Source organism: Serratia sp. T13T92 (assembly GCF_047530105.1).
Lineage (GTDB): Bacteria > Pseudomonadota > Gammaproteobacteria > Enterobacterales > Enterobacteriaceae > Chania > Chania fonticola.
On sequence record NZ_JBLJAK010000052.1, the window covers coordinates 1 to 12,708 of the forward strand.

Annotated in this window: 8 protein-coding genes and 1 pseudogene; all 9 read left to right on the forward strand. The window is 52.4% G+C overall.

Annotated features, from left to right (window positions below; genetic code table 11):
* Positions 1-164, forward strand: a pseudogene (gene tuf, locus ACMV5I_RS25850) (elongation factor Tu); the annotation flags it as partial.
* A gap of 256 nt (positions 165-420) precedes the next feature.
* Positions 421-804, forward strand: coding sequence for a preprotein translocase subunit SecE (gene secE, locus ACMV5I_RS25855; RefSeq protein ID WP_021182153.1), 384 nt, complete (start codon positions 421-423; stop codon positions 802-804).
* A gap of 1 nt (position 805) precedes the next feature.
* Positions 806-1,351 (forward strand): transcription termination/antitermination protein NusG, encoded by a 546-nt coding sequence (nusG, locus tag ACMV5I_RS25860; protein ID WP_021182154.1) that lies wholly within the window; start codon positions 806-808, stop codon positions 1,349-1,351.
* A 157-nt stretch (positions 1,352-1,508) separates the two neighbouring features.
* A complete protein-coding gene (rplK, locus tag ACMV5I_RS25865) occupies positions 1,509-1,937 on the forward strand; it encodes a 50S ribosomal protein L11 (RefSeq protein WP_024485331.1) in 429 nt (142 codons plus the stop codon).
* Positions 1,938-1,940: 3 nt separating this feature from the next.
* Positions 1,941-2,645, forward strand: coding sequence for a 50S ribosomal protein L1 (gene rplA / locus ACMV5I_RS25870; RefSeq protein ID WP_024485330.1), 705 nt, complete (start codon positions 1,941-1,943; stop codon positions 2,643-2,645).
* Positions 2,646-2,976: 331 nt separating this feature from the next.
* A complete protein-coding gene (gene rplJ, locus ACMV5I_RS25875; RefSeq protein ID WP_024485329.1) occupies positions 2,977-3,474 on the forward strand; it encodes a 50S ribosomal protein L10 in 498 nt (165 codons plus the stop codon).
* 65 nt (positions 3,475-3,539) lie between these two features.
* Positions 3,540-3,905 (forward strand): 50S ribosomal protein L7/L12, encoded by a 366-nt coding sequence (rplL, locus tag ACMV5I_RS25880; protein WP_021182158.1) that lies wholly within the window; start codon positions 3,540-3,542, stop codon positions 3,903-3,905.
* Between the two features lie 332 nt (positions 3,906-4,237).
* A complete protein-coding gene (gene rpoB, locus ACMV5I_RS25885) occupies positions 4,238-8,266 on the forward strand; it encodes a DNA-directed RNA polymerase subunit beta (RefSeq protein WP_024485328.1) in 4,029 nt (1,342 codons plus the stop codon).
* 118 nt (positions 8,267-8,384) lie between these two features.
* Positions 8,385-12,608: a DNA-directed RNA polymerase subunit beta' gene (rpoC, locus tag ACMV5I_RS25890; protein WP_121608044.1), complete on the forward strand. Its 4,224-nt coding sequence runs from the start codon at positions 8,385-8,387 to the stop codon at positions 12,606-12,608.
* The last annotated feature ends 100 nt before the right edge of the window (positions 12,609-12,708 follow it).

The following is a 12,708-nucleotide window of genomic DNA, read 5'->3' on the forward strand; positions in this document are numbered from 1 at the left end:
CCATCGAACTGCCAGAAGGCGTAGAGATGGTAATGCCAGGCGATAACGTGAACATGGTTGTTACCCTGATCCACCCAATCGCTATGGACCAAGGCTTGCGTTTCGCAATCCGTGAAGGCGGCCGTACCGTTGGCGCTGGTGTTGTTGCCAAAGTTATCGCTTAATCGCGGATAATATTTGACGCGACATGCGATAAAAGGGCATCATTTGATGCCCTTTTTCTACGCTGTGAACTAGAACCTATCTCATCAGCGATTTTGCAGTCATAATCATTGGTGAGATGGGCTCTTAAACGGTATTGACTGAAATACGTCATGGCGTAAAACACCGAGATGCTGCCAAGCGGCATCTGTTCGGTTTGGTTTGCCTCGCATTGCGAGGCAAAGTTGTTTGTTCGAATCATTAGTGACAGGTTGGTTTATGAGTGCGAATACCGAGGCTCAAGGGAGCGGGCGCGGCCTTGAAGCGGCCAAGTGGTCAATCGTCGCCGTTCTGTTGGTTGTGGCTATCGTCGGTAACTATTACTACCGTGATTTCAGCCTGCCGCTGCGGGCGTTGGCCGTTGTCGTGGTTATTGCCGTTGCAGGTGCAGTGGCATTGATGACTACTAAAGGCAAAGCCACCGTTGCATTTGCGCGCGAAGCGCGTACTGAAGTACGTAAAGTGATCTGGCCAACTCGTCAGGAAACGTTACACACCACGTTGATCGTTGCCGCGGTAACCGCCGTGATGTCACTGATTCTGTGGGGCCTGGATGGTATATTGGTCCGTCTGGTATCGTTTATTACTGGCCTGAGGTTCTAAAATGTCTGAAGCCCCAAAAAAACGCTGGTACGTCGTTCAGGCGTTTTCCGGTTTTGAAGGTCGCGTAGCGCAATCGCTGCGTGAACATATCAAACTGCACGATATGGAAGAGCTGTTCGGCGAAGTCATGGTTCCCACCGAAGAAGTGGTGGAGATCCGTGGCGGTCTGCGTCGTAAGAGTGAGCGTAAATTCTTCCCTGGCTATGTACTGGTTCAGATGGTGATGAATGACGCCAGCTGGCACTTGGTGCGCAGTGTTCCTCGTGTTATGGGCTTCATCGGTGGAACTTCCGATCGTCCTGCACCGATCAGCGATAAAGAAGTGGATGCTATTATGAACCGCCTGCAGCAGGCTGGTGATAAGCCACGTCCGAAAACGATGTTCGAGCCGGGTGAACTGGTGCGCGTCAACGATGGTCCATTTGCTGACTTTAACGGTGTCGTTGAAGAAGTGGACTACGAGAAGAGCCGCCTGAAAGTGTCTGTCTCCATCTTTGGCCGTGCAACGCCGGTGGAACTGGACTTTAGCCAGGTAGAAAAAGGCTGATCAAATAATCAGCAAGGCGAGCGGATTTGTGGCTTGTCAGAGGCGCGAAATTGAACTATAATTTCTCGCCTTTTGTTTTTAGATGTCTTGCTCTTGCAGCGAGACGAAACACGGGGAGCCTCTCAGGAGGCGATATTACCCAAACGAGGAAATTTCAATGGCCAAGAAAGTACAAGCCTACGTTAAGCTGCAAGTTGCAGCCGGTATGGCTAACCCAAGTCCACCAGTTGGTCCAGCTCTGGGTCAGCAAGGTGTTAACATCATGGAATTCTGTAAGGCATTTAACGCTAAGACTGACAGCGTTGAGAAAGGCCTGCCGATCCCGGTTGTTATTACAGTTTATTCTGATCGCTCCTTCACTTTCGTAACCAAAACCCCGCCGGCAGCAGTTCTGCTGAAGAAAGCGGCTGGTGTTAAATCTGGTTCCGGCAAGCCAAACAAAGAAAAAGTTGGCAAAGTGACTAGTGCACAGGTTCGTGAAATCGCAGAAACCAAAGCTGCGGACATGACTGGTTCTGACGTTGAAGCGATGATTCGCTCCATCGAAGGTACTGCTCGTTCCATGGGCCTGGTAGTGGAGGATTAAGAAATGGCTAAGCTGACCAAGCGCATGCGCGTGATCCGTGACAAAGTTGATGCTACTAAACAGTATGACATCCTCGAAGCTGTTGCTCTGCTGAAAGAGCTGGCCACCGCTAAATTCGTAGAAAGCGTTGACGTTGCCGTTAACCTCGGCATCGACGCTCGTAAATCAGACCAAAACGTTCGTGGTGCTACCGTTCTGCCACACGGCACCGGTCGCAGCGTTCGCGTTGCCGTATTTGCCCAGGGCCCTAACGCTGAAGCTGCTAAAGCTGCAGGCGCAGAGCTGGTAGGTATGGAAGACTTGGCTGACCAGATCAAGAAAGGCGAGATGAACTTCGACGTAGTTATTGCTTCCCCGGATGCAATGCGCGTTGTAGGTCAACTGGGCCAGGTTCTGGGTCCACGTGGTCTGATGCCTAACCCGAAAGTGGGTACCGTTACCCCTAACGTTGCTGAAGCTGTGAAGAACGCTAAAGCAGGTCAGGTTCGTTATCGTAACGACAAAAACGGTATCATCCATACCACTATCGGTAAGGTTGATTTCGACACAGACAAGCTGAAGGAAAACCTGGAGTCTCTGCTGGTTGCGCTGAAAAAAGCCAAACCATCTCAGGCAAAAGGCGTGTACATCAAGAAAGTTAGCCTCTCCACCACCATGGGTGCTGGCGTAGCTATCGATCAAAGCGGCTTGACTGCTGTAGCGAACTAATCACCTGGTGATTAATCGCTTTGACTTGGGGGTGGGATTCATCTAGAATCTTATCCCCCAAGGTTCTGCTACGTGCGGAACAACAGATTTTTCGGTTGGAGCCTGGCCTATCCAGGCCTCCGTCCAAGACCGCAGGTGTGCCGCAAGGCACTTAATCCTTCCTGCGTAGACGGTGACAGAGCCTAAAGAAATTTTTTCTTTTTTAAAAAGAATGGTCTTTGCTGGATTCTGCTCACCGTGTTAAGCCGCTCAACGGCGCGTGTTCGCACAAGCTGTTGAGTGAAGTGAGTTCCGGGGATTTTCCCCGGCTAAATCCAGGAGCAAAAAGCTAATGGCATTAAATCTTCAAGACAAACAAGCGATTGTTGCTGAAGTCAACGAAGTAGCCAAAGGCGCGCTGTCTGCGGTAGTTGCGGATTCTCGTGGCGTTACCGTTGATAAAATGACTGAACTGCGTAAAGCAGGTCGTGAAGCTGGCGTTTACATGCGTGTTGTTCGTAACACCTTGATGCGTCGCGTAGTTGAAGGCACTCCGTTCGAATGCCTGAAAGACACGTTTGTCGGTCCTACCTTGATTGCATTCTCTACTGAACACCCGGGCGCTGCTGCTCGTCTGTTCAAAGAGTTCGCGAAAGCGAATGCAAAATTTGAGGTTAAAGCTGCGGCCTTTGAAGGTGAGCTGATCCCTGCGGCACAAATCGACCGCTTGGCAACGCTGCCTACTTACGATGAAGCAATCGCACGCCTGATGGCAACCATGAAAGAAGCCGCTGCTGGCAAATTGGTTCGCACTCTGGCTGCAGTACGCGATCAGAAAGAAGCGGCATAAGCCTCTCTCTTTCTTAGCCTTTGCTTACGTATTTAAACTATTTCTGAATTTTAGGAACTTTTGTTATGTCTATCACTAAAGACCAAATTATCGAAGGCGTTGCAGCCCTGTCTGTAATGGAAATCGTTGAACTGATCGCCGCTATGGAAGAGAAGTTCGGTGTTTCTGCTGCTGCTGTAGCTGCAGGTCCTGCAGCTGCTGTTGAAGCTGCTGAAGAAAAAACTGAATTCGACGTTGTACTGAAAGGTATCGGCGCGAACAAAGTTGCAGTAATCAAAGCAGTACGTGGCGCAACTGGCCTGGGTCTGAAAGAAGCTAAAGACCTGGTTGAGTCTGCACCAGCAGCACTGAAAGAAGGCATCAGCAAAGACGACGCTGAAGCACTGAAAAAAGCTCTGGAAGAAGCTGGCGCTGAAGTTGAAGTTAAATAAGCCACTGCTTTTGGAGTGCAGTCTGTTTTAACTAACAGACTGATGGCTGGTGACTTTTTGGTCACCAGCCTTTTTGCGCTGTAGGGCGTCAGTAGAGTTTCACACTGTTTGACTACTGGCTAACCCCAATATTTCTTTCTATCGACGACTTAATATACTGCCCTCTGCGCCGCAGCCGAATCTGCCGCCACGGCAATGAAATGATTTAAGCGTGATAGAAACGAGTATTGCGGAAAGTGTTCTCGCTTTCCGGTCAACAAAACGGTGTTGCATGAACCGTCCCCTATCCGGACGGACAATAGGTTCGACTTTCCAGCGAGCTGAGGAACCCTATGGTTTACTCCTATACCGAGAAGAAACGTATTCGTAAGGATTTTGGTAAGCGTCCACAAGTTTTGGACATACCTTATCTCCTTTCTATCCAGCTTGACTCGTTCCAGAAATTTATCGAGCAAGATCCAGAAGGGCAATACGGCTTAGAAGCCGCATTCCGTTCTGTTTTCCCGATCCAGAGCTACAGTGGCAATTCGGAGCTGCAATACGTTAGCTACCGTCTTGGTGAGCCGGTGTTTGACGTTAAAGAGTGCCAGATCCGTGGTGTGACGTACTCTGCACCGCTGCGCGTAAAACTGCGCCTGGTCATCTACGAACGTGAAGCACCAGAAGGTACGGTCAAAGACATCAAGGAACAAGAAGTCTATATGGGCGAAATACCGCTCATGACCGAAAACGGTACCTTTGTCATTAACGGTACCGAGAGGGTTATCGTATCCCAGCTGCATCGTAGTCCTGGTGTGTTCTTCGACAGCGATAAGGGCAAAACCCACTCCTCGGGTAAAGTGCTGTATAACGCACGTATCATCCCTTACCGTGGCTCATGGCTGGATTTCGAGTTTGACCCGAAAGACAACCTGTTCGTGCGTATCGACCGTCGCCGCAAACTGCCTGCGACCATTATTCTGCGCGCGCTGAGCTACACCACTGAGCAGATCCTTGACCTGTTCTTTGAGAAAGTTGTTTTCGAGATCCGTGATAACAAGCTGCAGATGGAGCTGGTTCCAGAGCGTCTGCGTGGTGAAACTGCGTCCTTCGATATCGAAGCCAACGGTAAGATCTACGTTGAGAAAGCACGCCGTATCACCGCTCGTCATATCCGTCAGCTCGAAAAAGACGAAATTCGCAGTATTGAAGTACCGGTTGAGTACATCGCGGGCAAAGTGGTCGCGAAGGACTATATCGATACCAATACCGGCGAACTGATCTGTGCAGCCAACATGGAGCTGTCACTGGATCTGTTGGCCAAGCTGAGCCAGTCAGGCCACAAGCGTATCGAAACGCTGTTCACCAACGATCTGGACCACGGTGCGTACATCTCTGAAACCGTACGTGTCGACCCAACCAGCGATCGTCTGAGCGCTCTGGTAGAAATCTACCGCATGATGCGCCCTGGTGAGCCACCAACGCGTGAAGCCGCGGAAAGCCTGTTCGAGAACCTGTTCTTCTCTGAAGACCGCTACGATCTGTCTGCGGTTGGCCGGATGAAGTTCAACCGTTCTCTGCTGCGTGACGAGATCGAAGGTTCGGGCATCCTGAGCAAAGACGACATCATCGAAGTGATGAAGAAGCTCATCGATATCCGTAACGGTAAAGGCGAAGTGGACGATATCGACCACTTGGGCAACCGTCGTATCCGTTCCGTTGGCGAAATGGCCGAGAACCAGTTCCGTGTCGGTCTGGTACGTGTTGAGCGTGCGGTGAAAGAACGTCTGTCCCTGGGCGATCTGGATACCCTGATGCCTCAGGACATGATCAACGCCAAGCCAATTTCGGCGGCGGTGAAAGAGTTCTTCGGTTCAAGCCAGCTGTCCCAGTTTATGGACCAGAACAACCCGTTGTCCGAGATCACGCACAAACGTCGTATCTCTGCATTGGGCCCAGGCGGTCTGACCCGTGAACGTGCCGGCTTTGAAGTTCGAGACGTACACCCGACTCACTATGGTCGTGTGTGTCCAATCGAAACGCCGGAAGGTCCAAACATCGGTCTGATCAACTCCTTGTCCGTGTACGCACAGACCAACGAGTATGGCTTCCTGGAAACCCCGTACCGCCGCGTGCGTGACGGCGTGGTTACCGATGAAATCAACTATCTGTCTGCTATTGAAGAAGGCAACTTCGTTATCGCTCAGGCGAACTCCAACCTGGACGAAGAAGGCCGCTTCGAAGAAGACCTGGTTACCTGTCGTAGCAAAGGCGAATCAAGCCTGTTTAGCCGCGACCAGGTTGACTATATGGACGTATCAACCCAGCAGGTTGTTTCTGTTGGTGCTTCACTGATCCCATTCCTGGAACACGATGACGCCAACCGTGCATTGATGGGTGCGAACATGCAACGTCAAGCGGTGCCAACCCTGCGTGCTGACAAGCCGCTGGTAGGTACCGGTATGGAACGTGCCGTAGCGGTTGACTCCGGTGTTACTGCCGTAGCCAAACGTGGTGGTGTGATCCAGTACGTGGATGCTTCCCGTATCGTTATCAAAGTTAACGAAGACGAGATGTACCCGGGCGAAGCAGGTATCGATATTTATAACCTGACCAAGTACACCCGTTCTAACCAGAACACCTGTATCAACCAGATGCCTTGTGTGAATCTGGGTGAGCCAATCGAGCGCGGCGACGTGCTGGCAGATGGCCCGTCTACAGACCTGGGTGAACTGGCATTGGGTCAGAACATGCGCGTCGCGTTCATGCCTTGGAACGGCTACAACTTCGAAGACTCCATTTTGGTCTCCGAGCGTGTAGTACAGGAAGATCGCTTCACCACCATCCACATTCAGGAACTGGCTTGCGTGTCTCGCGACACCAAACTGGGGCCGGAAGAGATCACCGCCGACATCCCTAACGTGGGTGAAGCAGCGCTCTCCAAACTGGATGAATCCGGTATCGTGTATATCGGTGCAGAAGTGACCGGTGGCGACATTCTGGTTGGTAAGGTAACGCCGAAAGGTGAAACCCAGCTGACGCCAGAAGAGAAGCTGCTGCGTGCGATCTTCGGTGAGAAAGCGTCTGACGTTAAAGACTCTTCTCTGCGCGTACCAAACGGCGTTTCCGGTACGGTTATCGACGTGCAGGTCTTTACCCGCGATGGCGTGGACAAAGACAAGCGTGCGTTGGAAATCGAAGAGATGCAGCTGAAGCAGGCGAAGAAAGACCTGACTGAAGAACTGCAGATCCTGGAAGCTGGCCTGTTCGCTCGTATACATGCGGTACTGGTTTCTGGTGGTATCGAAGCCGAGAAGCTGAGCAAACTGCCACGCGATCGCTGGTTGGAACTGGGCCTGACCGACGAAGACAAGCAAAACCAGCTGGAACAGCTGGCAGAGCAGTACGACGAACTGAAATCCGACTTCGAGAAGAAGCTGGATGCCAAGCGTCGTAAGATCACCCAAGGCGACGATCTGGCACCAGGCGTGCTGAAAATCGTCAAGGTGTATCTGGCCGTTAAGCGTCAGATCCAACCGGGTGACAAGATGGCAGGCCGCCACGGTAACAAGGGTGTTATCTCCAAGATCAACCCGATCGAAGATATGCCTTACGATGAAAACGGTACGCCGGTTGACATCGTTCTGAACCCGCTGGGCGTTCCATCGCGTATGAACATCGGTCAGATCCTGGAAACTCACCTGGGTATGGCGGCGAAAGGCATTGGTGAGAAGATCAACCAAATGCTCAAGCAGCACCAGGAAGTGGCCAAGCTGCGTGAATTCATCCAGAAGGCTTACGATCTGGGTGACGGCGTTTGCCAGAAAGTTGACCTGAACACCTTCACCGACGACGAAGTCTTGCGTCTGGCAGAGAACCTGAAAAAAGGTATGCCGATCGCAACCCCAGTCTTCGATGGTGCGAAAGAGTCAGAAATCAAGCAACTGCTGGAAATGGGCGGTATCCCGACTTCAGGTCAGATTACGCTGTTTGATGGCCGTACCGGCGAGCAGTTCGAGCGCCAGGTTACCGTCGGCTATATGTACATGCTGAAACTGAACCACTTGGTTGACGATAAGATGCACGCGCGTTCTACCGGTTCTTACAGCTTGGTTACTCAGCAGCCGCTGGGTGGTAAGGCGCAATTCGGTGGTCAGCGCTTCGGTGAGATGGAAGTGTGGGCGCTGGAAGCATACGGCGCAGCTTACACCTTGCAGGAAATGCTTACCGTTAAGTCGGATGACGTCAACGGCCGTACCAAGATGTACAAAAACATCGTGGATGGCGATCACCGTATGGAACCAGGCATGCCGGAGTCCTTCAACGTACTGTTGAAAGAAATCCGCTCGCTGGGTATCAACATCGAACTGGAAGGCGACTAATCGCTATTTCAGCTCTGGCTCCCGACCTTAGGGAGCCAGAGGGTGGTTGTTCAGGTCACACGGGCGCGCGATTTGTCAGCGTGCGCCCAACAGGTTTAACTCCGACAGGAGCCAATCCGTGAAAGACTTATTAAAGTTTCTGAAAGCGCAAACTAAGACCGAAGAGTTTGATGCGATCAAGATTGCTCTGGCATCGCCAGACATGATCCGTTCATGGTCGTTCGGTGAAGTTAAAAAGCCGGAAACCATTAACTACCGTACGTTCAAACCTGAGCGTGACGGCCTTTTCTGCGCCCGTATCTTTGGGCCGGTAAAAGATTACGAGTGCCTGTGCGGTAAGTACAAGCGCTTGAAACACCGCGGCGTGATTTGTGAGAAGTGCGGCGTTGAAGTGACCCAGACCAAAGTACGCCGTGAGCGTATGGGCCACATCGAACTGGCTTCCCCAACTGCGCACATCTGGTTCCTGAAATCGCTGCCTTCGCGTATCGGTTTGCTGCTGGATATGCCGCTGCGTGACATCGAACGTGTACTGTACTTCGAATCCTACGTAGTAGTCGAAGGCGGTATGACCAACCTCGAGCGTCGTCAGATCCTGACTGAAGAGCAGTATCTGGATGCGCTGGAAGAGTTTGGTGACGAATTCGACGCCAAGATGGGTGCGGAAGCTATTCAGGCCCTGTTGAAAAACATGGATCTGGAAGCCGAGTGTGAGCAGCTGCGTGAAGAGCTGAACGAAACCAACTCCGAAACCAAGCGTAAGAAGCTGACCAAGCGTATCAAGCTGCTGGAAGCGTTCGTGCAATCTGGTAACAAGCCAGAGTGGATGATCCTGACCGTGCTGCCGGTACTGCCGCCAGATCTGCGTCCATTGGTTCCACTGGATGGTGGCCGTTTCGCGACTTCAGATCTGAACGATCTGTACCGCCGCGTGATCAACCGTAACAACCGTCTGAAACGCCTGCTGGATCTGGCTGCGCCGGACATCATCGTGCGCAACGAAAAGCGTATGCTGCAAGAAGCGGTAGATGCCCTGCTGGATAACGGCCGTCGCGGTCGTGCGATCACCGGTTCCAACAAGCGTCCTCTGAAATCTTTGGCCGACATGATCAAAGGTAAGCAGGGTCGTTTCCGTCAGAACCTGTTGGGTAAACGTGTTGACTATTCTGGTCGTTCTGTAATCACCGTAGGTCCATACCTGCGTCTGCATCAGTGCGGTCTGCCGAAGAAAATGGCACTGGAGCTGTTCAAACCGTTCATCTACGGCAAGCTGGAACTGCGTGGCCTGGCCACAACGATCAAAGCCGCCAAGAAAATGGTTGAGCGCGAAGAAGCTGTCGTTTGGGATATCCTGGACGAAGTGATCCGCGAACACCCGGTACTGCTGAACCGTGCACCAACCCTGCACCGTTTGGGTATCCAGGCGTTTGAACCGGTTCTGATCGAAGGTAAAGCGATCCAGCTGCACCCGCTGGTTTGTGCGGCATACAACGCCGACTTCGATGGTGACCAGATGGCTGTTCACGTACCGTTGACGCTGGAAGCCCAGCTGGAAGCGCGTGCGTTGATGATGTCTACCAACAACATCCTGTCACCAGCGAACGGCGAGCCAATCATCGTTCCTTCTCAGGACGTTGTATTGGGTCTGTACTATATGACTCGTGACTGTGTTAACGCCAAAGGCGAAGGCATGGTTCTGACGGGTCCTAAAGAAGCTGAACGCGTTTACCGCGCCGGTCTGGCCTCTCTGCATGCACGCGTAAAAGTGCGTATTACAGAAGAGATCAAGAATACCGAAGGTGAATCTATTCACCAGACTTCGATTATTGATACCACCATCGGTCGCGCCATCCTGTGGATGATCGTACCGCAAGGTCTGCCTTACTCGATCGTTAACCAGCCTTTGGGCAAGAAAGCGATCTCCAAGATGCTGAACACCTGTTACCGCATCTTGGGCCTGAAGCCGACCGTAATCTTCGCTGACCAAATCATGTACACCGGTTTTGCTTACGCTGCCCGTTCAGGCGCGTCTGTAGGTATCGATGACATGGTTATCCCAGCCAAGAAAGCAGAGATCATCGAAGAAGCGGAAACCGAAGTTGCCGAGATCCAGGAGCAGTTCCAATCTGGTCTGGTTACCGCGGGCGAACGCTACAACAAAGTGATCGATATCTGGGCTGCGGCGAACGAACGTGTTGCTAAAGCGATGATGGAAAACCTGTCGGTTGAAGACGTGGTTAACCGTGACGGCGTGGTGGAACAACAAGTTTCCTTCAACAGCATCTTTATGATGGCCGACTCCGGTGCTCGTGGTTCTGCCGCTCAGATCCGTCAGTTGGCGGGTATGCGTGGCCTGATGGCCAAGCCAGATGGCTCCATCATCGAAACGCCAATCACTGCGAACTTCCGTGAAGGTCTGAACGTACTCCAGTACTTCATCTCCACGCACGGTGCTCGTAAAGGCTTGGCGGATACCGCACTGAAAACGGCAAACTCCGGTTATCTGACCCGTCGTCTGGTTGACGTGGCGCAGGACCTGGTAGTGACCGAAGACGACTGTGGTACTCACAACGGCATCATGATGACTCCGGTTATCGAAGGTGGTGACGTTAAAGAGCCACTGCGTGAACGCGTTCTGGGTCGTGTGACCGCTGAAGATGTCATCAAGCCGGGTACGGCTGACATCCTGGTGCCACGCAACACCCTGCTGAACGAGAAGACTTGTGACCTGTTGGAAGAGAACTCTGTCGACAGCGTTAAAGTCCGTTCCGTAGTTAGCTGTGAAACCGACTTTGGTGTGTGCGCCAACTGCTATGGTCGCGACCTGGCACGTGGTCACATCATCAACAAAGGTGAAGCCATCGGCGTTATCGCTGCCCAGTCCATCGGTGAGCCGGGTACACAGCTGACGATGCGTACGTTCCACATCGGTGGTGCGGCATCTCGTGCGGCAGCAGAATCCAGCATCCAGGTGAAGAACAAAGGTAACCTGAAGCTGAGCAATGTGAAATTCGTTATGAACGCCGCAGGCAAGCTGGTAATTACCTCGCGTAATACCGAACTGAAGCTGATCGACGAATTCGGCCGTACCAAAGAAAGCTACAAAGTGCCTTACGGTGCCGTAATGGGCAAAGGTGATGGTGCAGAAGTTAACGGCGGCGAAACCGTTGCTAACTGGGATCCACACACCATGCCGGTTGTGACCGAGGTGAGCGGTTTCATTCGCTTCGCCGATATGGTTGACGGCCAGACCATTACCCGCCAGACCGACGAACTGACCGGTTTGTCTTCTCTGGTAGTACTGGACAGCGCAGAGCGTACCGGTAGCGGTAAAGACCTGCGTCCGGCACTGAAAATCGTTGATGCCAAAGGCGACGACGTATTGATCCCAGGTACTGATATGCCTGCTCAATACTTCCTGCCGGGTAAAGCGATTGTGCAGCTGGAAGACGGCATTCAGATCGGTGCGGGTGATACCCTGGCGCGTATTCCTCAGGAATCCGGCGGTACCAAGGATATTACCGGTGGTCTGCCACGCGTTGCGGATCTGTTCGAAGCACGTCGTCCGAAAGAACCGGCAATCCTGGCTGAAATCAGCGGGATTATCTCGTTCGGTAAAGAGACCAAAGGCAAACGTCGCCTGGTAATCTCTCCACTGGACGGCAGCGACGCTTACGAAGAGATGATCCCTAAATGGCGTCAGCTCAACGTGTTCGAAGGTGAAATTGTGGAACGTGGTGACGTTGTTTCTGACGGCCCAGAATCTCCACATGACATTCTGCGTCTGCGTGGTGTGCATGCGGTTACTCGCTACATCACCAACGAAGTGCAGGAAGTTTACCGTCTGCAAGGCGTTAAGATTAACGATAAACACATCGAAGTTATCGTTCGTCAGATGCTGCGTAAAGGGACCATCGTTAGCGCTGGTAGCACCGAGTTCCTGGAAGGCGAACAGGCTGAAGTATCACGCGTTAAGATTGCTAACCGTAAACTTGCTGCTGAAGGCAAGATCGAAGCAACCTTCTCACGCGATCTGCTGGGTATCACCAAGGCTTCCTTGGCGACCGAGTCCTTCATCTCTGCTGCATCGTTCCAGGAAACGACGCGCGTTCTCACCGAAGCGGCCGTTGCCGGTAAGCGTGATGAACTGCGCGGCCTGAAAGAGAACGTGATCGTGGGCCGTCTGATCCCAGCCGGTACCGGTTACGCTTATCACCAGGATCGTATGCGCCGTAAGGCTCTGGGTGAAACTCCGGTTGTTCCGCTGGTTAGCGCGGAAGAAGCGACAGCCAACCTGGCCGAATTGCTCAACGCCGGTAACCTGGGTGGCAGTGACGAATAAGTCACTTCATCCCTGACTGCACGTTAAGCAGTGAATGACTAAAGCCCTGGCTATCCTAGCCGGGGCTTTTTGTTGTACAGTGCTGTAAAGTTAAAATAAC